Annotated in this window: 18 protein-coding genes; 17 read left to right on the top strand and 1 reads right to left on the bottom strand. The window is 45.0% G+C overall.

The window, feature by feature from the left end; all coding sequences use genetic code 11:
* The first annotated feature begins 114 nt into the window (after positions 1–114).
* From CSX02_RS11580 to CSX02_RS11540, 9 genes are all read left to right on the top strand, one after another.
* The gene (locus tag CSX02_RS11580) at positions 115–2,754 is read left to right on the top strand and encodes a valine--tRNA ligase (RefSeq protein ID WP_099386782.1); all 2,640 of its coding nucleotides are present in this window, start codon (positions 115–117) and stop codon (positions 2,752–2,754) included.
* 175 nt (positions 2,755–2,929) lie between these two features.
* The gene (locus tag CSX02_RS11575) at positions 2,930–4,318 is read left to right on the top strand and encodes a DUF342 domain-containing protein (RefSeq protein WP_099386781.1); all 1,389 of its coding nucleotides are present in this window, start codon (positions 2,930–2,932) and stop codon (positions 4,316–4,318) included.
* Positions 4,319–4,327: 9 nt separating this feature from the next.
* Entirely contained in the window at positions 4,328–4,465 is a 138-nt protein-coding gene (locus CSX02_RS13675; protein WP_189281557.1) for a hypothetical protein, read from the top strand.
* Between the two features lie 11 nt (positions 4,466–4,476).
* Positions 4,477–5,838 carry a tetratricopeptide repeat protein gene (locus CSX02_RS11570; protein WP_031546111.1) on the top strand — a complete coding sequence of 454 codons (1,362 nt, stop codon included), beginning with the start codon at positions 4,477–4,479 and terminating at the stop codon, positions 5,836–5,838.
* A 1,016-nt stretch (positions 5,839–6,854) separates the two neighbouring features.
* The gene (locus CSX02_RS11560) at positions 6,855–11,570 is read left to right on the top strand and encodes a hypothetical protein (RefSeq protein ID WP_143248190.1); all 4,716 of its coding nucleotides are present in this window, start codon (positions 6,855–6,857) and stop codon (positions 11,568–11,570) included.
* Positions 11,571–11,849: 279 nt separating this feature from the next.
* Positions 11,850–14,348: an ATP-dependent chaperone ClpB gene (clpB, locus tag CSX02_RS11555; RefSeq protein WP_099386778.1), complete on the top strand. Its 2,499-nt coding sequence runs from the start codon at positions 11,850–11,852 to the stop codon at positions 14,346–14,348.
* Positions 14,349–14,646: 298 nt separating this feature from the next.
* Positions 14,647–15,981 carry a replication-associated recombination protein A gene (locus CSX02_RS11550; RefSeq protein ID WP_099386777.1) on the top strand — a complete coding sequence of 445 codons (1,335 nt, stop codon included), beginning with the start codon at positions 14,647–14,649 and terminating at the stop codon, positions 15,979–15,981.
* Positions 15,982–16,022: 41 nt separating this feature from the next.
* Positions 16,023–17,303: an aminotransferase class I/II-fold pyridoxal phosphate-dependent enzyme gene (locus tag CSX02_RS11545; protein ID WP_099386776.1), complete on the top strand. Its 1,281-nt coding sequence runs from the start codon at positions 16,023–16,025 to the stop codon at positions 17,301–17,303.
* A gap of 290 nt (positions 17,304–17,593) precedes the next feature.
* Positions 17,594–18,532: a methyl-accepting chemotaxis protein gene (locus tag CSX02_RS11540; protein ID WP_099386775.1), complete on the top strand. Its 939-nt coding sequence runs from the start codon at positions 17,594–17,596 to the stop codon at positions 18,530–18,532.
* Here CSX02_RS11540 and CSX02_RS11535 read toward each other — a convergent pair.
* A complete protein-coding gene (locus tag CSX02_RS11535) occupies positions 18,529–19,386 on the bottom strand; it encodes a substrate-binding domain-containing protein (RefSeq protein ID WP_031546129.1) in 858 nt (285 codons plus the stop codon). The genes CSX02_RS11540 and CSX02_RS11535 overlap by 4 nt on opposite strands.
* A gap of 166 nt (positions 19,387–19,552) precedes the next feature.
* Here CSX02_RS11535 and CSX02_RS13670 point away from each other — a divergent pair, with 166 nt between their 5' ends.
* From CSX02_RS13670 to CSX02_RS11505, 8 genes are all read left to right on the top strand, one after another.
* The gene (locus tag CSX02_RS13670; protein ID WP_189281555.1) at positions 19,553–19,729 is read left to right on the top strand and encodes a hypothetical protein; all 177 of its coding nucleotides are present in this window, start codon (positions 19,553–19,555) and stop codon (positions 19,727–19,729) included.
* 7 nt (positions 19,730–19,736) lie between these two features.
* Entirely contained in the window at positions 19,737–20,810 is a 1,074-nt protein-coding gene (locus tag CSX02_RS11530) for an ATPase, T2SS/T4P/T4SS family (protein ID WP_099386774.1), read from the top strand.
* A complete protein-coding gene (locus CSX02_RS11525) occupies positions 20,811–22,193 on the top strand; it encodes a hypothetical protein (RefSeq protein ID WP_099386773.1) in 1,383 nt (460 codons plus the stop codon).
* Positions 22,194–22,202: 9 nt separating this feature from the next.
* Positions 22,203–22,577, top strand: a complete 375-nt coding sequence (locus CSX02_RS11520) for a hypothetical protein (RefSeq protein ID WP_099386772.1) — start codon at positions 22,203–22,205, stop codon at positions 22,575–22,577.
* Between the two features lie 130 nt (positions 22,578–22,707).
* Positions 22,708–22,854 carry a hypothetical protein gene (locus CSX02_RS13665; protein ID WP_189281553.1) on the top strand — a complete coding sequence of 49 codons (147 nt, stop codon included), beginning with the start codon at positions 22,708–22,710 and terminating at the stop codon, positions 22,852–22,854.
* A gap of 9 nt (positions 22,855–22,863) precedes the next feature.
* Positions 22,864–23,337 carry a hypothetical protein gene (locus CSX02_RS11515; RefSeq protein WP_099386771.1) on the top strand — a complete coding sequence of 158 codons (474 nt, stop codon included), beginning with the start codon at positions 22,864–22,866 and terminating at the stop codon, positions 23,335–23,337.
* Positions 23,334–23,699, top strand: a complete 366-nt coding sequence (locus CSX02_RS11510) for a hypothetical protein (RefSeq protein ID WP_031546140.1) — start codon at positions 23,334–23,336, stop codon at positions 23,697–23,699. Before CSX02_RS11515 ends, CSX02_RS11510 begins: the two co-directional genes overlap by 4 nt.
* Positions 23,700–23,701: 2 nt before the next feature.
* Entirely contained in the window at positions 23,702–25,417 is a 1,716-nt protein-coding gene (locus tag CSX02_RS11505) for an InlB B-repeat-containing protein (RefSeq protein ID WP_099386770.1), read from the top strand.
* The last annotated feature ends 26 nt before the right edge of the window (positions 25,418–25,443 follow it).

The raw sequence follows: 25,443 nt of genomic DNA, 5'->3' as shown, positions 1-25,443 counted from the left end.
ACGCAAACGAAGGTGGTACAGCGTTTTCATGCGCCCTTCTGACTATGGTCGGAAGGGCGTTTTTTTATCAGACAATCTGACCATAATACATAAGAAATAAAAAGGAGAGACAGGATGAGCAAAGAATTAAGCAAGACTTACGATCCAAAAGACATCGAAGATCGTCTTTATGCAAACTGGGAAAAGATGGGATACTTCCATGCCGAAGTTGACCGCAGCAAGAAGCCGTTTACCATTGTGATGCCACCACCAAATATCACGGGACAGCTCCACATGGGACATGCGCTTGACAATACGATGCAGGATATTATTATCCGCTACAAGAGAATGCAGGGCTATTCGGCATTATGGCTTCCGGGAACCGATCATGCGTCCATCGCCACAGAGGTAAAGGTAGTAGAGCAGATTGCAAAAGAAGGACTGACCAAAGAAGACCTCGGCCGTGAAAAATTCCTTGACCGCGTATGGGATTGGAAAAAGGAATACGGCGGACGCATCGTAAAGCAGCTTCGCAAGATGGGTTCGTCTGCAGACTGGCAGAGAGAGCGCTTTACCATGGATGAGGGCTGCAACAAGGCCGTAAAAGAAGTATTTGTAAATCTTTACAATAAGGGAATGATTTATCGCGGTGAGCGCATCATCAACTGGTGCCCATGCTGTCTGACTTCTCTTTCCGATGCGGAAGTAGAATACGAAGATCAGGCAGGACATTTCTGGCATCTGCGTTATCCTCTTTCTGACGGAAGCGGATATATCCAGATGGCAACCACCCGTCCGGAGACCATGCTCGGTGATACCGCAGTTGCTGTCAATCCAAAGGATGAAAGATATAAGGATTATGTTGGCAAGACTGTAATCCTTCCGATTGTACATCGTGAGATTCCGATTATTGCCGACGACTATGTAGATATGGAATTCGGTACCGGTGTGGTTAAGATTACACCTGCACATGACCCGAACGACTTCGAGGTAGGACAGCGCCATAACCTTGCCATCATCAATGTTTTGACCGATGATGCAAAGATTACCGACGACTATCCGGAATTTGCCGGAATGGACCGTTATGAGGCCCGTGAGGCGATTGTAAAGGCATTGGATGCAGAAGGCGCACTGGTTAAGATCGAAGACCACGATCACAATGTAGGAACCTGCTATCGTTGTCATACCACCATTGAACCACGTGTATCAAAGCAGTGGTTTGTAAAGATGGACGAACTTGCAAAGCCGGCCATCGATGCGGTAAAAAACAACGAGACAAGATTTGTGCCGGAGCATTTTGAGAAGACTTACTTCCACTGGCTTGAGAACATCAAGGACTGGTGTATCTCCAGACAGCTGTGGTGGGGACATCGTATCCCTGCGTTCTATTGTGATGAGTGCGGTGAACTGGTGGTTACCAAAGAAGACCATTGCAACTGCCCGAAGTGTGGCAAACCGATGCGTCAGGATCCGGACACCCTCGATACATGGTTCTCGTCTGCTTTGTGGCCATTCTCAACCTTAGGCTGGCCGGACAAAACCGAAGATCTGGATTACTTCTATCCAACCAATGTATTGGTAACCGGATATGATATTATTCTTTTCTGGGTAATGCGTATGATGTTCTCCGGAATCGAGCATACAGGCAAAGCGCCGTTTGATACCGTATTGATTCACGGCCTTGTTCGCGATTCACAGGGACGCAAGATGAGCAAATCCCTCGGCAATGGTATCGATCCGCTCGAAATCATCGATCAGTATGGCGCAGACGCACTTCGTCTGACCCTGATTACCGGAAATGCACCGGGCAATGATATGCGTTTCTATATGGAGCGTGTAGAGGCATCCCGCAATTTTGCAAACAAAGTATGGAATGCATCCCGTTTCATTATGATGAACCTCGAAGGTATGGAAATCAAAGAGCCTTCCATCGATGAGCTTCATACAGCTGACAAGTGGATTCTTTCCCGTGTCAATACACTTGCAAAAGACATGACCGAGAACATGGACAAATATGAACTCGGTATCGCAGTTCAAAAAGTATATGATTTCATCTGGGATGAATTCTGTGACTGGTACATCGAAATCGCAAAGGTTCGTACGTACAAGAAGGATGAGGATCCGGCATCTGCAAATGCAGCACTCTGGACGCTTCGCACAGCACTGACCAACGGATTGAAGATGCTTCATCCGTTCATGCCGTTCATCACGGAAGAAATCTTTACCACCCTTTGTCCGGAAGAAGAAACCATCATGCTTTCCGCATGGCCGGAATACAAGGAAGAGTGGAACTTCACCGATGCAGAAGCAGCACTGACCCGTTGTCAGGATCTGGTTCGCGCGGTTCGTAACACCCGAACCAGCATGGAGGTACCGCCGTCACGCAAGGCAAAACTCATCCTTGTATCCGAGGATGCAGCTGTACGCGAGGTATTTGAAGCCAACAAGGAAGTATATGTCAACCTTGCTTTTACAAACGGCATCGAAATCCAAAGCGACAAGACCGGTATCTCCGAGAATGCAGTCAGCTGCGTAATCCCTGATGCAGTTTGCTATCTGCCTTTGGAAGATCTTGTAGACTTTGAAAAGGAGCGCGAGCGCCTGACCAAAGAAAAGGAGAAACTGACAAAGGAACTTGCCCGTTCCCGCGGTATGCTCTCCAACGAGAAATTCCTTTCCAATGCAAAGCCGGAAAAGGTTGCGGAAGAAAAAGAAAAACTCGCCAAATATGAGCAGATGATGGCCTCTGTTGAAGAGCGTCTCTCTCAAATGTAATTTGCACGATTCGGAGCAGGTCTTGAATTTTTCAAAACCTGCTCCTTTTTTGTTAAGAATGGTTCCCATTCACAGTTTGTGAATGATCAAATGTGGAATTGATGGTTGCATTAGCAGAGTGAAATAGATAAAATAAAAGTGGTAGAGTTTATGTGTAAATCAACGGGGGATTCGCATGGCTGAGAAGACTGTGGAAGAACTTTCAGTTCGTATTTCACAGGATGACATGAAAGGATTTGTCTCGCTGCGCAGACCGGCAGATGATCAAAAATATGATTTCGATATGATTATGTCGAAAATTGCGGCAAAGGGGTTGCGTTACGGGGTAAAAGAAGATGTTGTCCGTGAAATGATCGAAGGAGAACAGTATAATCATGAACGCCTTGTGGCTGTCGGAACTCCATCCAAGGATGGAATCGATGGCTTCTTTCAGTTGAATTTTAATTTAGACTTTAACACCAAGCCTACCATTCGTCCGGACGGATCGGTCGACTACTGGAGTATCCATGTGGTTGAAATCGTGGAGGAAGGACAGGTAATTGCCATTTATCATGAACCGGTTGCGGGATCAAATGGCATGGGCGTATCCGGCAAGATGCTGATCGCAAAGAGAGGCAGACCGCTTCCGCCATTGGCCGGAAAAGGATTCACCAGATCCGAGGATGGCAAACTGTATGTGGCGGATATTACCGGAAAGATTGAAAAGACAGGCAACCGAATTCAGATTTCCCCGGTATATGAAGTATATGGAAATGTGGACTTAAAGACCGGAAATATTGATTTCAGAGGCGATGTGCTGATTCACGGCAATGTGTTGACCGGCGCGGAGATCCGCGCGACAGGAACCGTTACCATCGACGGAATTGTTGAGGCAGCACGTATTGAAGCCGAAAAGGATATTGTTCTTCGAGGTGGTGTGCTCGGAAAGGGCCGCGCCTTCATTTATTCCAAATCCAATATTTCCGCAAAATTCATCGAATATGCAACAGTGAAGGCAGAGGGCTTTTTGGAAGCATCATCGGCTTTGGATTGTAATATCGAAATATATGATAAAGTTCTGATGAACTCGCTGAATTCGGCAGTGGTCGGTGGTCATATTTATGCCGCCAGAGGCGCTGAGATTTACAATTGCGGCAACGAGAGCGAGATGCGCACCGAAATCCAGGTTGGTATGGACAAGGTGATGGGAGCGGAAGTTGTCACACTTCAGAATATCGTCAGAGAAAAACAGGCTATGATTGACAAGCTGAACATCGGACTGAAACAGTTCGAGGAAATGGCAATCGAAAAAGGCGTTGATATCTCAAGTGACGAGCGAAGAGTCGGACTTTTGCGCGCGCGCATTGCAACACAGGCAGAACTGGCGCAGGCAAAAGAAAAATTATCATATTATGATACCATCATCGAGTCGTCAAAGGGTGCTACCGTTTGCATCATGAATAATGTCCATGCGGGGGTAAATGTTACTATTGATAATATCACTGCGATTGTAAAGGACACACAGCACTCTGTGCAATTCATTTTGCGAGAGGGAAAAGTGATTATGATTCCGGTGGAGTATTAGGAGAATATCATGATTAATTTTGAAGAAGAATTGAAGAATTACCAGCCGAGCCTTGAAGTGGAAGAGGTAGAAGAGGCGATTAAGAATAAAGATTTGACGGATGTCACGGATCTGTTGGCAGAAGCACTTCGTGAGCATTTATCATAGGGGGATTTGTCATGTTTTGCTATCGATGCAATAATCAGGCAGGTTCTGAGGTAATATGCCCAAAATGTGGTGCGAATCTGTATTATTTTCAAAAAGCGCGCAAAATTTCGAATCAATATTACAATGACGGACTCGAAAAGGCCGGTGTACGTAATATTTCAGGCGCAATTATCAGCTTAAAGGCAAGTTTAAAATTCAATAAATACAATACCGATGCGAGAAATCTCCTTGGCTTATGTTATCTGGAAACGGGAGAGACCGTTGCGGCTCTTTCCGAGTGGGTCATCAGCAAGAATTATCAGCCACAGGAGAATCGCGCAAGCGAATATCTGGATCAGGTGCAGTCGAACAAAAGCAGACTCGACGCCATCAACCAGACCATCAAAAAATACAATCAGGCGCTGCTGTATTGTCAGCAGGACAGCCGCGATCTTGCCATCATCCAATTAAAGAAAGTCATCGGTTTAAATCCGCGTCTGGTGAAGGCACATCAGCTTCTTGCATTATTATATATGCAGGAAGGCAAACTTGAGACCGCCAAAAAGACATTGCGTAATGCCGGTAAAATCGATACAGACAATACGACGACGCTTCGTTATCTGAAAGAGGTCAACCGCCGTATCAAAGAAGAAAAGCCAAACCGGAATACATCAGGTGACGATTTGATTTCGTACCAGAGCGGCAATGATACCATTATTATGCCAAAGCATTTCCGAGAGACTTCTCTGGCCGGCACTCTGGTCGCACTGGTAATCGGAATTCTCATCGGCTGTGCTACCATTGGTGTGCTTGTGGTTCCGAATGTCCGCAAAAATGCAAAAGCAGATGCGAAAGCGCAGCTGGTCGATGCCAATGATACCATTTCCCAGAATGCGCAAATGATCGAGACCTTAAACAAGCAGATTGAAGAATTGCAGGAACAGCTTGATTCGGAGACCAAGACCAAGGAACAGGTCGACAAAGTATCGGCCACCTATGAAGCACTTGTGCGCGGCTATTACTATTATTATGTAAAAGAAGATGTCGTAAAGGCCGGAAATATTCTTCAAAAAGTGGATAAGACCCTGCTTGGCAAAAGCGGAAAGAGCACTTACAAAGAGTTGAATGCTGCTGTCAGTGCCACATATCTTGAAACTGCATTTAAGCAGGGATATGAAGCGTACAATCAGGGCGATTATACGACCGCAGTCACAGACCTCAAAGCGGTATGCGATCAGGACAAGGCCTATCAAGACGGTCAGGCTGCATATTATCTTGCGCAGGCCTACCGCAAAAACGGGGATGATGCCAATGCAAGAAAGTTCTACCAGTATATTCTGGATCATTATGAAGGAACTGACATGGCAAGAACAGCATCTCAATACGTCCAATAACAGATACTTGATGGAAACGAAAATTTTTCCGGAAATTTTCGGAATTTGTCCATCATTTGTCCACCATACAATGTTATTATATGTTTACAAAGATTATTCCCCATAATCTATTTTTTATTTCATACTCCCAAAAGAGCGAGATGGCCACAAAATTCATTTTTGTGGCCACTTGCTTTTTTTATGCCCTTTTTTCAGGCCTTTATTCCCCCGCCCCTGTTCCCTCTACCGTGCCATTCCCTCTGCTGTACCATTCCATCGGCTAAGTCCTCAGGCCCTGTCCCATCTTGCCAACCGGTCAGGACACGATAGGCACGGAAGCTTAGATTCTCCAAAGCCATACGCGCCGCTTCAAGGGGTTGTACTTTCACCGATTTTGCACTTCGACAAACTGTCTTTTTATCGCAAACACCTTGAAGTGTTTCAAATCGCTTTCCTGTCCTATATAGACCGGTTCGGAACACTGTCCATTTGCTAAGTAAAACAACGAAGCCGCTTTTGAGCGCTCGATACCGCCTCAGAGCGTCCATCCGGGACGCCATCGGCTCTCGCCGCCGTCCGTGGCGGCTCGTATCGAGCGCTTCGCAAAAGCGGCTTCTGTTTTACTAAGCGCGTTCCCAACGATGTTCCTTCACCGGTCTATATGGCCCAGGAAAGTGATCAGGAATATCGGGTGTTTGCGTGGAAAAGACAGTGCCGGAGAAGTGCAAATAGTTGAAAGAACAACCTCAATCATAGAAGCGGTGCGCGGCTTTGCGGAGAATCTTGCTTTCGAATGCCGTGTGTCCTGACCGGTTGGCAAGACGGGACAGGGCTGGAGGATTTAGCCGATGGAATGGGATAAAGATGGTACTTTGGCACTAGTAATGGATATTTTTTTGCAGGAAAATGTCGCACAATTACGGGAGGAAAAGGAAACTGTAAAAATAGTTTTCGAAAAGTGGTACTTTTGTCCATCATTTGTCCGTATCCAAGTAGTACCATTGGACTATAAAATTTTCGAGAGAGGGGTACTGCATATGAGAACAAGAGCGGAGAAAAAACAGAACAATCAAAGTCAGGCCAACCAGATGATGAACCATCTGCGCCAGACAAAAGCAGCAACATTGCAGAAAATCACAGAAGTGGGAAGACGCAACAAAAAGTTGGTTTATCCAATCCTGATCCTTTTGGTGCCATTCCTGTTCCTGTATAATCTGATGATTTACGCAGTTGGAAAAAGCCGTGCGAACAAAGGCTTGTCACGCGCAATGGCTTTTGGAATGGCAATTGCAGTGATGGTGACTGCGATTCCGTTGACACATTATGCAAATTCCTTTATCAAGGCGGCAACGATTGGAAACAATAAGTATCCGTATTTGGTTTCAGTCAGCGACGGACAGATTAAGCTGGCAGTTGACTGCACAAATGCTTCTTCCTATTCATGGTATGTAGCAAGCGAGAAAAACGGAAACTATGAGGCAATTAGCGGTGCTAATGGACAGACATATACATTTGCAGGCCGTGACGGATACTGGTATAAGTGCAAAGTAGATTCAACCTTTACCGAGCCGGTACAGACGGTCAGCACAAGCGGTGAAGTTCCGTTCCGCAGAGGCTCATCAACCGGATGGTATATCGGAAATGGTTCGATGGCATATACTCTGGTTGGAAGCGAAGGCGCAATCCAATCGTTTGATGTTGTAGGATTGTATCAGGGCTCTTATATCCAGACTTCGTATGGGGCAAACTGGGGCTTCTATACATCGTCAGAAACAAACCCTCAGGGCGTGAATTACCGCTCGGCTACAATGGCATCATTGAGCAATGTCAAGGTATCATTCCAGAAGACCAATGCATTCCAGGTGGATTTCCGTGTGGGAATGCCAAGTGGACAGAAGTCGTTTGCGATTGAGACAGATGTACAGATTAATACCAATGACAGTGCTCCTGTAAAAGCGATTATCAAGAACAATAAGATTGAACAGATCGGAATGGTATCCGGTTCCTATGCAAATCCAAGAGATGATGATGCTGCATTTGCGATTACTCCGCAGACCGCTGCAAGCGAAGTTTGGATCGATGATTTTTCGGAAGTTAATGTCTGGGATTCAAAAACTTATGACAGCGGTGTGAGCGAACATAAAGAAGCAACCAATTATAAGGGCAAAAATGTATTGTCATTATATGAAGGCGGAGACTCCGGAATGTCAGTTTCATGGGAAAATCTTTCCACTTCGGAAGTTGTCTTCTCATTTGGAGTTGGTTCTCTCGCAGATGTAGGATTTGGAATTTCAACAAGTGCAGATTATGAATCCGGTGTCGTAACCGGTTTGGATCAGAATGGTTCTTATGTGATCACAGTAGGATCAAACAAGTATTATTTTGATAATATCCCTCATGATTATATTCAGTTTGTAGGAAAAGACAGCCGTGGAACCGCATATGATTTCCGCGGAAAGACATTAAATATTGTACAGATTGTAGATGGAAAAGAATCAGATCCGTCTGAACTTCAAATTGAAACAAAGCCGAATACCCCTCCTGTAGTACAGGAAGCAAAAGTAACGGTTGACAGCAAACAGCGCAAGATCAATATTGAGACTGCAGCGGGACAGGAATATATCTGTGTACCGAGCAATATCACAATCGATCATTATTCATCTGTATGGAATCATGCACTTTCAGCAAACGGTGCAATCAGCTTTACCAGTGATTCTACCGGTGCAGCATTTGACGTCAGCAAGCAGTATGTAGTTTATACCCGTGTGGCAGCAACATCGTCTACTCCTTGGTCTGATATCAGTGCAAAGACCAGTGAGTTCCGGTTCCATGAACATCATTGGAATTACTACGCACAGGGCAATGCAATTTATGCATATTGTGACGGAGAAATTTATCAAGAAGATTGTGCATATATCGGCCGTAATCATGCAATGGCTTTGACATTGAATGAAATTGGAACAGCTGTTTATACCGGAAGACCGATTGTCGCAACCATTACGAACCCGCTTACGGGTGAAACCGGCAAAAGCCCTTCAAACGTGCGTTACTACAAGGGCAGCGAACAGCTCGCATCTGCACCGACACGCGTTGGAACATATCGCGCAGAAGTGACATATGAAAACCTTGTAGCATCAATTGATTTTTCAATTGTACGCGCAGATCAGAATGCAACCATTTCTATTTCCGATTACACATTTGACGGCGAAGTATCTACCCCGGTAATTCGCAATGTAAAGGAAAATGCAGAAGTTACATTCTATTACAATACAACAAATTCAAATGTAGGCGGAACTCCATGGACCGAACTTGAGAAAGATACCCTGGATCCGGGAACCTACTTTGTATATGCAACCTTAACCGAAACCGAAAATTACAACGTTTATACTACAACCCCATTTACCTTTACCATAAATCGCGCAACCCTCGGTGTGACCGCAGAGGCATATGTAGGAACCTATGATGGACAAAATCATGGAATCAGTGTCAATGTCGGCGCACCGGCGGAGGGCGCAACCATTACCTATTCGACCTCCAGAAACGGTATTTACACGGAAACTCCGGTATCCTTCAAAGATGTAGAGACCGGCGAAGGAACTTATACCGTTTATTACAAGATTGAAGCAAGAGGCTATGAGACCGTTTACGGTTCTTCAACCGTAGTAATTGAGCCGAAGGAAGTAGGATTTATCTGGGATGATTCCGATCTGGTTTATAATCAGACTGAACAGCTTCCGCGCGTAATCGTTGATCCGGCAGATTTGATCGACGGTGACGAATGCCTGGCTGGACTGACCAATGCAGGTTCGAATGTCGGCGAATATGAAGCACAAATTGTTTCTCTGAGCAATCCGAATTATAAGCTTCCGGAGAACCGCGACGATTGTGTACATGGATACAGAGTTGTACCGAAGGCTGCAGAACTTCTCGAAGTGCAGACCAATCGAAATGACAATGTCTATGTTATGACACGCGGCGAAATCAGCCCGGAAATCGTGATTGTGGATGGTGACCGCGTGCTGACCGAAGGCGTTGATTATATCCTTTCAGGAGACCTTTCAGCAGACGCTTACGGTACCTATCGCGTTATCGTACAGGGAATCGGCAATTATGACGCAACTCAGGAAATCGTATGGCAGATTGATGATCCGTATGAACCGTCAGTATCTGTTTCACTGGATACAAAGGTTTGGAATCATATCAATGACGGCACACGCGCAGGATTGTTCTTTAACACCAATTGCGCATTCGTAATCAAGGGAAGTGATGGCGAAAAGGAAAGTGGACTGGCATCACTTGGATATTATAAGAGCGAAACAAAATTAAATGTTGCACAGCTTGGTGCATTGACAACTGCAGACTGGACCGCAATCGGAAGCGGAAAGTCTGTCATGGTTACACCGGATCAGACCTGTTACATCTATGCAAAGGCAGTGGATGCAGCCGGAAATATCAGCTATGCAGCTTCAGATAATGTTGTACTTGATGCAACCTTACCGGTAATCAGTGGCATTTCCTCAAACACCTTATACTGCGAAACCCCTTCCTTTACCGTTTCAGATTCCAATCTCGCAGCAGTCAAGGTGAATGGTTCTGTTGTTTCTCCTACCGCTGATGGCACATACATTTTGCCGGGCAACGGCAAAGTGTATACCATCACCGTAGCAGATCGCGCCGGAAATGTGGTTCAGCTTAAGGATATCACCGTATACAGCGGACATTCTTACGCAGAGTATGAGTATGATGACAATGCAACAACAGGCGCAAATGCGACAGAGCATGCATACTGTGAACATTGCGGATATAAAGATGTTCGTGAAGTAGAAGGTACCAAGATTGAAAGAACAACCGAAAACAGCATTCTCGATGTGAAGAAGAATGAAAAGGGCGGTGAATTGTATACCACATTCGTTGGTGACAAGGATGCCGGATCCGTAGAACTGGGCAACTTCGATACCGAATTGGCAAGCAACCTCCTCGATGAAGAAGAGATGCAGGCATATCGCGACGGAAATAAAGTAGAAGTCTTTATGGAAGCAGTTGCTTTGAATGAAAAGCAGGTTCCGGAGCGCGACGGACAGCAGTTAAAGAATTTCCTGACCCGCCAGGAAAACGGCATGAAGTTTGGACATTATCTGGATCTGTCACTCTTCAAGCGCATCTATGATGCACAGGGACATGCAAATCCTGCAGTCCGCATCACAGACACACGAAACAGTGCAATCATGGTTGTGGTAACCGTACCGAGAAACCTTTGGAATGTAGATGTGGAAGTGATTCGTACATTTGGTATTGTCCGTGTACATGACGGTGTGGCAGAGAATCTCGCCGGCAAATATAATGAAAGAAATCATACCATTACATTCTATACCAGCAAATTCTCGACCTACGCACTGACTTATGTGGACGAAATGAAGGCCAATGCTCCTACAATGGATCAGGCACTTTGGAACCGGCTGCTTGAGCAGAGCATTGATACCAATGCAAACGCAAATGCACGCGCACTGGTTCAGCGCAACAAAATACAGCGCAATGCATTCCTTCAGAAACTGAATGAAGTAAGAGATGCAGGAGTTGCAACCATTGGATCAGCACTTGTCGCAAAGTGGACCCATCAGGAAACTGCACCAACAATCGTCAGCATGCGCTTCTTGTTTGCAGCTGTATGGGCAGCAGTACTAGTTTGCTTCTTCTTCCTGATTCTCTATAAGAGAAATGAAGATGAAGAAGAGGATGATGAAATAATCGTATAAGAACTGTAAACAGCATGGAGCAGGGCCTGGAAACAGGCCTTGCTTTTTGACTTTATAGTAAATTCCTCCGAATTTTCTATAAAGTAAAAAGCGCTCCGCTAAGGATGCGCACTCGCGCGAGATGAAGATTGTTGCTAAAGCAACACGCGCTCGGCGCGTAGAATCTCGCAAGCGAGATTCTTTTTTATGAAAATAAAATATTTATAAATTGTTAGCACTCTCGGTTGACGAGTGCTAATTTTCATGTTATAACAGAAACAGAATAAGGGAGGTGAGCACATGAATATTCAAAAATTCACACAAAAATCGGTAGAAGCCATCAATGAATGTGAAAAGCTGGCTTATGAATACGGAAATCAGGAAATCGAGCAGGAACATCTTCTGGTTGCCCTGCTTCAGCAGGAACAGGGATTGATTCCAAAGCTGATCGAAAAGATGGAAATCAGCCTCGAGCATATGATGCAAAATGCAATTACAAAATTAAATGCCCGTACAAAGGTAAGTGGAAACGGACAGTTATATGTCGGCAAGGATTTGAACAATGTGCTGATTCACGCGGAGGATGAGGCGAAGAAGATGGGAGATGAATATGTCTCTGTAGAGCATCTGTTTTTGTCCCTGATTCGCTATCCGAATGCAGCAATTAAGGATTTGTTGCGTGAGTACGGATTGACGAGAGAACGCTTTTTGGAGGCGCTGTCAATGGTACGCGGTACACAGCGTGTTACGAATGACAATCCGGAAGCAACTTATGATACATTGGAAAAATACGGATATGACATGGTGGAGCGCGCGAGAGAGCAAAAACTTGATCCGGTAATCGGACGAGATGATGAAATTCGAAATGCCATCCGTATCCTGTCCCGGAAGACCAAGAATAATCCGGTTTTAATCGGAGAACCGGGTGTCGGAAAGACGGCGGTTGTGGAAGGACTTGCACAGCGAATTGTCAAAGGGGATGTCCCGGACGGATTAAAGGACAAACGACTTTTTGCTTTGGATATGGGCGCTTTGATTGCCGGCGCAAAATATCGAGGTGAATTCGAAGAACGACTGAAGGCTGTGCTCGATGAAATTAAGAGTTCAGAAGGGCAGATTATCCTGTTTATCGATGAACTGCATACCATTGTGGGTGCCGGAAAGACAGACGGGGCGATGGATGCGGGGCAGCTGTTAAAACCGATGCTGGCGCGCGGGGAATTGCACTGCATTGGTGCGACCACGTTGGATGAATATCGTGAATATATCGAAAAAGATGCGGCACTTGAGCGTCGGTTCCAACCGGTCATGGTAGATGAGCCGACTGTGGAGGATACCATCTCGATTTTGCGTGGCTTGAAAGAGCGATATGAAGTCTATCACGGTGTCAAAATTACGGATTCCGCACTGGTATCGGCAGCAGTGCTGTCAAATCGTTATATTTCAGACCGGTTTCTGCCGGATAAAGCGATTGATCTGGTGGATGAAGCCTGCGCTCTCATCAAGACAGAGCTTGATTCAATGCCGATGGAGTTGGATGAAATGAATCGCCGTATCATGCAGCTGGAAATCGAAGAAACGGCTTTAAAGAAAGAAACGGATCATTTGTCACAGGAGCGTTTGCAGAATCTGCAGCGTGAGCTGGCTGAATTGCGCGATCAGTTTAATGAAAAGAAGGCACAGTGGAGCAATGAAAAGAGTGCCATCGACAAGGTTAGCAAGCTGCGCGAAAACATTGATCAGACGAGACGCGAGATAGAGGCGGCCAATCAGTCCTACAATCTCGAAAAGGCTGCGGAATTGCAGTATGGCATTCTTCCTCAGCTCGAAAAACAGCTCGAATATGAAGAAGAACAATTAAAGAATCGTGATTTGTCATTGATTCGCGAGAATGTAAGCGACGAAGAAATCGCACAGATTGTATCGCGCTGGACGGGCATTCCGGTTGCAAAATTGACGGAGAGTGAGAGAAATAAGACCCTTCATCTGGATGAGGAACTGCGCAAGCGCGTAATCGGTCAGGATGAAGCAATTCAGAAGGTATCGGAAGCAATCATGCGTTCCAAGGCAGGCATCAAGGATCCGCGCCGACCGATTGGCTCCTTCCTGTTTATGGGACCGACCGGTGTCGGCAAGACAGAGCTTGCGAAAACACTCGCACAGAGCCTGTTTGATGATGAGACCAATATGGTGCGCATCGACATGAGCGAATATATGGAGAAATATTCGGTATCCAGACTGATCGGAGCGCCTCCGGGATATGTCGGATATGATGAGGGTGGACAGCTGACGGAAGCTGTGCGCAGAAAACCATATTCGGTTGTCCTCTTTGATGAGATTGAAAAGGCGCATCCGGATGTCTTTAATGTCCTGTTGCAGGTGCTTGATGATGGCCGGATTACGGATTCACAGGGCCGTACGGTTGATTTTAAAAATACCATCATCATTATGACAAGTAATTTGAAGACAGAGGATTTGCAACATCATTTCAGACCGGAATTCCTGAATCGTCTGGATGAAATCATTGTATTTGCATCGCTGACCAGAGAGCATATCGGTCATATCATCAAACTGATGCTTGCAGATTTGAACCGCCGTCTGGCAGACCGTGAAATCTCTGTGGAATTAAGTGAGGAGGCGGAAAAATATATTGCCGATCACGGATATGATCCGGCATATGGTGCACGTCCTTTGAAACGTTATCTGCAAAAACATGTGGAAACACTTTGCGCACGCAGAATTCTGGCAGACGAGGTAAAGCCGGGAGATGTCATTCACATTGAGGTTTCGGACTTGTAAAACGCGAAATATGCACACATAAAGTGGAATTTTGTACGGTTTTTCATACAAACCGCAGAAATTCCACTTTTTTATTGTAAAGAAATAGAAAAAATAGTATCCTATTATGAGAAATGAAATTTTCGATATAAAATTATGCAAAAATGAATCTAAAATGCATAGTAAACTTGCAAAAATAATGCGAAAATGAATTTTGCAAGTTTGAATTATTCATAATTGCAAATTATGGACACTATAATACCGATTTATAAATTGCAGTTATGTATGATCGATGAAATTGAATGAGGAGATGGAATCGATGGATTTGTTTGAGTATATGAGACAACAGAAAAAGGATGAGGAATCACCGCTTGCATCCCGAATGCGTCCGACAACACTTGAAGAGGTGGTTGGACAGCAGCATATTGTCGGGAAAGATAAATTGCTCTATCGTGCCATCAAGGCCGACAAACTCAGCTCGATCATTTTTTACGGACCGCCTGGGACCGGGAAGACAACCCTGGCCAAGGTGATTGCCAATACGACAAGTGCTGAATTTATGCAGATTAATGCGACTTCTGCAGGCAAAAAGGACATGGAAGAAGTCGTTGCGCAGGCAAAAGATAATCAGGGCATGTATGGACGAAAGACCATCCTGTTCATTGATGAGATTCATCGCTTCAACAAAGGACAACAGGATTATCTGCTTCCGTTTGTGGAGGATGGAACCATTATCCTGATTGGCGCCACCACGGAGAATCCGTATTTTGAAGTCAACAGCGCGTTGCTTTCGCGTTCTGTCATTTTTGAACTGCAAAAATTATCTGCGGATGATTTGAAAGAATTGATTCTGCGTGCCATCAATGATACAGAAAAAGGACTTGGATCATTTCATGCGACTATTGATGATGACGCATTGGAATTCCTCGCAAATGTGGCAAACGGAGATGCAAGAGCCGTTTTGACAGCGGTGGAACTCGGCGTTTTGACTACGGAACGAAGCGAGGACGGTCTGATTCATATCACGATTGATGTGGCATCGGAATGTATCCAGAAGCGCGTGGTTTCGTATGACAAAAACGGAGATAATCATTATGATACCATCTCCGCATTTATCAAGAGTGTACGCGGATCGGATCCGGATGCAGCAGTTTATTATCTCGCCCGTATGCTCTATGCCGGAGAAGATATCAAATTCATTGCAAGACGAATGATGATTCTTGCGTCCGAGGATATCGGAAATGCCGATCCGATGGCACTGACCGTTGCAACTTCGGCGTCGCTGGCCATTGAACGAATCGGAATGCCAGAGGCACAGATTATTCTGTCACAGGCAGCAACATATCTTGCAAGCGCACCAAAGAGCAATGCAGCCTACGAAGCCATTGGCTCTGCGATGGCATGCGTGAAAGAGACAAAGACACCGCCGATTCCGACTCATTTGCAGGATGCACATTATAAATCTGCCGAGAAACTCGGCCATGGCATTGGCTACAAATATGCGCATGCTTATCCAAAGCATTATGTAAAGCAGCAATATTTGCCGGATGGACTGACGGATCGGAAATTCTATGAGCCGACAGACAACGGATATGAGAAGAAGATTCGTGAATACTTTGATTGGATTCATGAATCGAATCAAGAAAGTGAATAAAGTATAATAGAGATTTAACAAGTAAGGAGAGACAGGGAATTATGAAAAAGTACCAGGAAATGACAAGAGAAGAACTTTTGGCTGAACAGCAATCATTACAGGCAGAATTTGACAAAATCAAAGCCAAGGGACTTTCACTTGATATGTCACGCGGAAAGCCGGGAACAGAACAGTTGGAACTTGCAATGCCAATGCTTGATGTTGTGAATTCAAAAACTGTTTTAAAGAGTGAAAACGGCACTGATTTGCGCAATTATGGTATTTTGGATGGTATCCCGGAGGCTAAGCGCCTGATTGCATCCATGATTGATGTGGATCCTGAAATGATTCTGGTATATGGCAATTCCAGCTTAAACAGTATGTACGACCAGGTGGCACGCGCTTATTACGAAGGTATCTGCGGCCATACACCATGGTGCAAGCTTGAAAAAGTAAAATTCCTCTGCCCGGTTCCGGGATATGATCGCCATTTTGCGATTACGGAGCATTTCGGAATCGAGATGATCAACATCGACATGAATGATGATGGACCTCTGATGGATCAGGTGGAAGAAGCGGTAAAGGATCCAAGTGTCAAAGGAATCTGGTGTGTGCCGAAGTATTCCAACCCGGAAGGTGTTGTCTATTCCGATGAAACCGTTCGTCGCTTCGCTGCCCTGAAACCTGCTGCAGAAGATTTTCGTATTTTCTGGGACAATGCATATGTTGTACACCATCTCTATGAGGATGAGCAGGCTGAGATTTTGAATATTTTTGATGAAGCAAAGAAATACGGCAATGAAGATATGATCTTTGAGTTTTGCTCAACCAGCAAAGTCTCTTTCCCGGGAAGTGGTATTGCAGGTGTTGCTGCATCAAAGAAGAATCTCGAGGACATCAAGAGTCAGCTGACTTATCAGACCATCGGCTTTGACAAAATCAATCAGTATCGCCATGTCGCATTCTTTAAGGACCGCGCCGGAATCGATGCTCATATGATGAAACAGGCCGCAATTATCCGGCCAAAATTCGAAATGTTAAATGACCTTTTAAGCGAAGAAATTGCACCGAGAGGCATCGGCAACTGGAAAAAGCCACTGGGTGGATATTTCATTTCGTTTGAAGCATTGCAGGGATGCGCAAAAGAAATTATTGCAAAATGCAAGGAAGCCGGTGTGACCATGACCGGAGCCGGTTCTCCGTTCCCTTACAAAAAGGATCCAAAGGATAGTGTAATTCGAATTGCACCGACATATCCTTCTTTGGAGGAATTGACCGAGGCTGCAAAAGTATTCGTGACTGTCGTTCGCCTGGTCAGCTGCGAAAAGATGCTCGCACAATAATCAATTTGTCAAGACTCGCTCGGAGCTTGTAGCCCGACTGAGTTAAAGGGCCCTTCGGGGCCTTTTTGTATGTCCTGAACTTACCGGGGCCATGGGGCGAGGACGTTTGTGAGAAAACATAAAAGGTTTACAAAAATATGTAGTTTGCTATAATAAATGTATATGGTGTTTTTTGATAAACAGCACTTTAATTTTAGGACTGATGGCGATGTCTATCGGACCTGCAGGGATTTGAAAAAATAAAAAATTCTTCGAATTATAAAATATAATCAGGAATATAGGAGTGGAATATGGCTAGAAGAAATAAGGCATTAAGCGAAATTGAAGAAAAAAATCAGATTTTGAAAGAGCAACTTGCGGCTGTTCAAAAAAATGCAAGTGACCTTGCAAAAATGCTCGAAAACGTAGAGCGAAAGTCTCAGAGTGTGAGTGATGCTTCTGCAGATTTGACCGGTGCAATGTCAGATGCTTATGATTCCATTCTTACCATGTCGGATGAAATTGCAAATATCAGCAATGTGATGGAAGACATGAAGGATTCATTCCTTGGAATGAGCGAAGAGTCGAAAGACGGTGCCGATTATGCCGAAAATTCCAATAAAGATGCATATGAGATTATGATGCGTTCGGAGAAGGAACGCCAGGAAGTGGAAGCAATGGCGGTTACCATTGAACAGAATATGAATGAAAAAATCGAGGAATCCAGAAAAGCGGAGCTGATTCTCAATCTGACATCCAATATTATCGAGATTTCCGATCAGACCAATCTGCTTGCATTAAATGCTTCCATTGAGGCGGCACACGCTGGCGAGGAAGGTAAAGGATTTGCCGTTGTTGCGGAAGAAATCAAAAAACTTGCAGCCAATTCCAGCGAGACGGCGTCTCAGATTAAGGATATTTCCAATATTGTTTTGAATGCGGTATCGGGCCTTGCGGAAGAGGCGACCAAGGTGCTTGAATTTATGAAGGATAAGACCATCGGCAGCTATAATGAGTTGGTTGAGGTTGGCCGCAAATATCAGAATGATTCCAAGATTATGTTTGATAAAATGCAGGATTTCACATATATCGCACAGAATCTGACCACGCAGGTGGAGTCCTCCACCAGTTCAATTGATGCGATGAAGAATGTTGCCAATGATTCGGCTGATCATATCAGAGGATTTATCGATAATATGAAACAAATCTCGGAACTGGCTTCCGAGATTTGTGAGAAAGAAGATTGTTAATCTTCTGTAATATTTAATCCGTTATATCTGTGCATTTGGAGTGTTCCTTTTAACTGGAGCACTCTTTCTTTTTGCACTGTCTCATTTGGATGACGAATGCAATAGATCAGTGTCTGGAACGCAAGGTTCGCAAATTCAGCAACTGAATGGCTTATTAAATCTACACTTAAAAAACTGGCGATGCTGACATCGCTGACACCGTAACCCAGAAGGGGAATCGGCTTGTTGTTGATATTGTGATTATAATAAATCAGACAATCGGAAAGCGATACGGTTAAAGCGCTCGAAGTGCAAAAGACTGCTTCGGCACCGCAGGCAATAATCTGTGAAAAGATTTTTGTCGGATTCATGGATGTAAAGTCATCGATTTCGATCATCATATTTTTTTCAATCGGCTGGCCGATGGCAGTTAATGCATCTTCGTATGCCTTTATGTAAGACTGTCCGACCAAAGTGTCCGGATTTTCGATTACGCAGGCAATTTTGCGGAAATTCTGATTCGAAAGGGATAAAATGCCCTGATAAATGGCTGAATAATCATTTTCGATGATGACGGATTTTCTGCAGTTGCGAGGATAACTCAGCAGAAAAACGGCCGGGAAAGAATCCGGCAACACATCTTCAATCTCTGAATAGTCTTTGGCACAGGACATGATAATCAAACCGTCTGTCTCTTCAACCAGATAGGAGATGGCTCTTCGTTCGTCTTCAAGATTTCCGTTTGTTTCGGTATATAAGGTGATATGTCCCTGCTCGCGAAAAACTTTTGAAATTTCTTCCAGAATACCGCTTGGCGTATAGGACATGAAATTTGTCAGGACGATACCGATTCGATATGTTTCCTTGTCTTGCATAGACATACTCCTTTCGGATGAAAAATATCTTTACTCCATTATTATAAGGGATAAATGTCCTATTTACAAATCCAAAATTATTTTGTATAACTAGAATTACTTTTTTGGAATTCAATTTAAATCAAGTGCATTCGCACACTCTTTCCCCCATCGGAATGGAGACAATATGAAAGAAATATTTCAGGAATACGGTGGTATTTTGATTACGATTACTGCGATTCTTGCCGTTTTGGCAGTGATCCTTGTCGTTGTAGGCACGGACGGTTCCGGCGTGGTCGGCAAAGCGTTTGCAAATCTGATCGAGCATTTTATCAGCACAGCAGACAGCGCGGCCGGTATGTAGGTGTGCCATGGAACTGGGCAAAGATTATTTTGGACCTTTCTGGCGCTTTGTGGAAAGCGATGAAGTGACGGATATCGATTACAATGGCAATCAGGTATGGCTGACCAATATTCTCAATGAACGGTATCCTGTCCCGGACGCGTATGTAAAAGCCAATATTACGACAGCGTTTATTGAACAATTCACCAATCGGATTGCAAACGTCATCAGCCGGCAATTCAACAAACAAAATCCTGTGCTCGAAGCAGAGACTCCGGATTTGCGTGTGACCATTTTGCATGAATCTGTGGCGAGAAACGGCAGAACTGTCAGCATCAGAAAAACCCCTCCCGTGATTCGGCTGACGGCTGAGTCAGCCCTACGCGAGGATTATTGTGAGGAGGCGGTTCTAAATCTCCTTTTGAACTTTGTTCATGCAAAGATGAATATGGTTTTCTGTGGCATGCCAGGAGTGGGAAAAACAGAGTGTGTGAAGTTCCTGTCGCAATTTATTCCGGCCAGTGACCGGGTAATTACCATCGAGGATACGATGGAATTGCGATACCGCCAGACCAATCCGGGAAAGGACTGTGTGGAAGTGCGTGTCGGAGATCAATTTGATTATGCACAGGCAATCAAGTCATCACTGCGGCTGAATCCGAAATGGATTATGCTCTCAGAGGCGCGCGGCAGGGAAGTGAAATATTTGCTGGAAAGCTGGTCCACCGGCGTATGCGGAATGACCACACTGCATACCGATGATGTGCATCATGTGCCGGACAGGATATTGAGTATGTTGGAGAATCGCATTGATGCGGACCGGCTCGAAAATGATATCTACGAAGCAATCGATGTCGGCATTTTGATTCGCCGCAAAAAAAACGCGCAGCACAAGATTTATCGGTATATTGATCAGCTTTGCCTGTTTGATCGCGATGAGCAGGGGAATCATATTTATATGCTGGTGCAATCCGGGCGACTGTGTACACATGAAATACCGGCGCACATTCTGCATCGGCTGAACCGGTCTGGAATCGTGGACCCGTTTGCGCAAAACATTGTCGACAGCGGATCTGAAACAGTAGAGCATGCGGAGGTGTAAATGAAATATCTTGGAATGATGATGATTGTTTATTTCCTTCATCTGATGTTGAAACTGAATTGGATTGTGACGGCCATTGTCCTGGCGATTGGAATGATTGCAGTGTTATTCTGGCGCAAAAAGGATGTCTTGCAAAAACGGCAGTATCAAAGATTTCAGGAGACCTGCTTATACCTTGAAATGATGTTTCGCGCCTTTTTGAAATCCGGCAAAATCGATGCTGCTTTATCGGATACTGCAATTTCTGTCAATCCGGGCCCGCTTAAAGCAATCCTGACGGAGGCCTGCGACCATATCCAGTTAACCTTTGATGAATCGGAAGTGACAGCTGATGCACTGGAAATGATCGCAAAAGCATATGATTGCAAGCGTGTGAAAGACCTGCATGATTTTATGCTGCGTGTGGAAATGACAGGCGGAGAACGAAGGGAGGCAATTGCATTGATGGAGGAGGATGAGAATCGATGGAAAATGCGCATTGAGGATTCGATTCGCGACCGTAAAAAGTCCCTGCGTGAAATTGTTCTTTCCGTGATTGCTTCTCTTGTGATTTGCAGCTGTATTCTCTATCTGCCGGTCATGAATCTGGACATTAGTGCAAATATTGTCACACAGACTTTGAGTGTTGTCGTAATTGCGCTGGATGTATTGATTATATTCGGCGGAGCAAAATTCTTAAATGAAGATTGGATTAAATTGGATGCTTTTTCGGATGAGAAGAGAAGCACGCAAAGACTGAATGATTATCGTAATTATGATATGTCAAAAGGCTGGCGGAATTCACTTCTTGCCGGGATTCCTTTTATGATTCTTTCGGCAATCTGTATCATATTAAAGCACCCATGGTACGGTGCATTTGGGCTTGCGGTTTCATTTGTTGTGCTGAATCAGCATTATATCGGGCAAACACTGCGCCGGCGTCAGGTGCAAAAGGAAATACGAAGTGCCTTTCCACATTGGCTGGTCGATCTGGTATTGCTGCTGCAAACCGAAAATGTACAGGTTGCAATTCAAAAATCCACATTGCATGCGCCGCAGATTCTGATGACGGATTTGAGCCGGCTGGAACAGGAACTGATTGTGGATCCGGAGTCGGCGCGACCTTACCATCATTTTTTGCAGGACTTTCAGATGCCTCAGATTTCAACAGCGATGAGTATGTTATATGCACTTTCCATGGGAAACAGCGGGAATGCAAAGGGACAACTGATGAATCTCGTCAGCAATAATTATCGCGCGCTGGATGAGGCGGAACAGGTACGCCTGAAAGACAAATGCAGTGGGATGTATTTGCTGTTTTTGGCTCCGGTGCTGACAGCATCCATGAAACTGATCGCGGACATGCTAATGTTTTTGTTTGCATTTATGGGACAGACCGGATAGGAGGCTTGGGTGAATCAGATTATCAAAACTTTTTTGGGAGTATTTTTGATTTTGTTGATGTGCAGCTGCTGCATCGGAATGTTTGCTCAATTTTTGCATGTCATGGAAGCGCAGAATCTGCATGCTAAAATTGTCAAAGAACTGGAAGAAAGTGATTATTATCCGGATGTTTTGCGCGAATGTTGCATGCGCGCGCAGACTGCAGGCTGCAGGCTGGAGGTGACGCTGTATCAACCCGGGAAAACACCGATTGTGATACAGGATGCGGCAATGGTTCCGGCGCAGATTCAATGCGAGACAGCAAAAGTGGAATTGAAATATGCGCTCCACATTTTCGGATTGCAGGAAGAACAGACGCATATTTTGTCGGCATATACCTATTGATAAGGAGGTTTGCATGGTAGAAATACTGGAAGAATATGGGATTAGTCTCGTCTTGGCAATTATAGGCTTGAGCGCTGTTCATGCAATCAGATACATAGCGACGCTCTTATAAATCCGAGGAGGATATTAAATGAAAAATCTTTTGAGTGAGTATGGCCTGACAGTGCTTTCTGTTCTGGGAGCAACTGCAATATTCTGGGTGATTCGGATGATGTTTTTGTCCGGAGACGGCGGGCTTTCAAAATTATTGTTTTTACTGGTCAACGGAGCAGGATAGGAGGTCTGTATGCGTGAAATTATATCGCAATTCGGAGGGATGATGATTGCGGTCAGTGTGCTGGCGGTGATGATTCTGTTTGTGGGAAAAAATCATCTCACAAATGGAATCGGTCAACTGTATCCTTCCCACCGGCAGGTGCAACAGGATAATGTGGCATTTTCAAAATATGAGCGTCAGACGGGAATTCATATCGGATATCTGGTAGACCATCCGATTGTCGCAGGTGTCCGGACGGAGGTCAAAGATCATTTTGAGGCGAAAGACAGCACCGGCAGTCCTGTGCAACTACAGCTGACAATGGTGCAAAACCAAAATGGACAATCTTTCCTGTTTCAGCAGGAAAATGATGGGGCGGTCATTTGTCTCGAAGAACCGGGAATTTATGATTTTTCTTTTTCGGGGACGGATCAAAATGGCATAATCCAAAATTGCACAGTTACGATTCCGGTCCAGACACCGGTTCCGGGAGGCCTGACATGAAAAATATTATTATGGGGACAGTCTGTGGACTGATTATGCTGTATTCGATATTGACCTGCATGTCGATTTATGGAAATATCTCACGCAAAAACGAGATGGAGCATATCCTTTCAAGGGCAGTTACGACTGTATTAAAACAATCTTACGGAACCAAAGCGGATGAAACACAAGTCCGTGCGCTTTTGTCCGGGGAGCTGGCAACCCGGATTGCTTCAGATTCGCAATTTGAGATTGCAGTCAGAGTCTGTGATACAGACAAAGGGATTCTGTCCGTTTGCATTACGGAAAAATATCGGAATCCATTTGGAATCATGACACAGCGGGAGTATGAAAAGACTGCGATTGTAGAACAGGAGGGATAGATTTGAAGGCAAAAAAATATATCCGGCCGCTTCTTTTGGCGTTGATTCTGTGGACCGGTTGTACGCAGACTGTGCGTGCATCCGTCTGGAACCAGGCTACGGACTATTATCTCGAATATGGTGGTGAGCCGGTTTTTCATCCGACCTCGGAAAAAGACGGAAAAGTCTATTTCGGAAGCCGTGGGGCAAGTTCTACATCAGGAATCAAATATCGTACCATCGGCTGGAAACTGCTGATCCGTGATAACAATGACAAGTTGCTGCAGACAATCTATTTTGCGCTTGGCGGGAAATATTTGAAGCGGGTTGATAATCGAAAAAGCGGAGATTATGAATACAATCTGTATGCATTTCAGTTGTCGGACATGCAATCGCGCATGACAGGACAGGCGCTGAATCTGTTGCGGGAGGGCAAGGTGTCGATTCGGCTGAATGCATGTATGGTTGTAGTAAAAAATGGAGTGGTGCAGGGCAGCATGAATGACTCCGGACCGATCAGCGGTGTGGTCTATACAACCTATGATGGGATTGTCGGAGCACAGGACTGGTCCGTGGCATCGAAGGTGGCATTGCAAAGCTACTACGGGAAATCGGTGCAGGGACTTTTCTATTCCGTGAAATTATCGAAAGGAAGCGGAATCGCTTCGGTATCCGGTGAAGGAAACTATTGTTACGGCACCAAAGCGGTCATATCGGCGCAGGTGCAAAAGGGATATACCTTTTCAAAATGGAGCGGGCCTTCGACAGAGACAACTGCAAAAGTCTCTTTTCTGGTCAATGACAATTCCAAATGGACCGCATATGCAACCGTGATGAAGACGACGGTTACTTTTTATCGTAACCAAAGTGGGACGGATCAGACCAGTGTCAAAGCGACTTTTCAGTTTCAAAAAAAGAACCAGGCATTTCCTAATCCGGGCTGGACACGCGCCGGATATTATCAGAGCGGATGGGGCAGTACACGCAGTCAAAGCAGACGTGATTATTCAACAACAGCGGCCGTGAGCGATAATTGGATTGTAGAACATTATGCAAGCACAAAATTGTATGCGATATGGCTGCCCAATACATATACCATCCGCTTTGTACGGCAAAATCCACAAGCGGTGATCAAAACGATGAGAGTGGATGTGACACAGACGATTGTGATGCCGGATGCGCCGATGGACAGTTTTGCCGGATGGAGTCTGCATGCGAAGCCCAAGAGCGGGAAGCTGTATGATGCAAAAACAGAAATGACTGTTGCTGCACTTGCAAAAGAAGCAGGTGTTTTGAATACAGATCAGGCTGTCATTACCATATATGCGCTCTCAGATGCGGTTCCTGCGGTGGAAGCGCGGGACATGTATTTTACAGTACAGGAGGCGCGAAGCGGAAAGCTGACTGAGGCATTTCTTTGCAAATATGCGCGCGCATATGATATGGAAGATGGGATATTGACTCCGGTGATTATGAATTATGATGCTGCCGCAATCGGTCGACTTGCAGATCGTGCAACTCTTCCTCTTATTTTTGCAGCGACCGATTCGGATGGCAATTGTACGAAGAAGACAGTTTATCTGACTGTCGTGGATACGGAATCATCTCGTCGAAAAATCAGGGTCAGACTGATCTCTAAACCGTATGCAGATTTGCAAACCGGGCTGTCTGAAAAATCTGTTTGGTGGAACAATCCGGTGTATCGTGCTCTGTTGATGAAAGCGTTTGAAGCAAAATAAAAAAGGGACTGCAAATGCAGTCCCTT

Source organism: Agathobacter ruminis (assembly GCF_002735305.1).
Taxonomy (GTDB): Bacteria; Bacillota; Clostridia; order Lachnospirales; family Lachnospiraceae; genus Roseburia; species Roseburia ruminis.
This window is presented reverse-complemented; position numbering and strand designations above follow the sequence as displayed.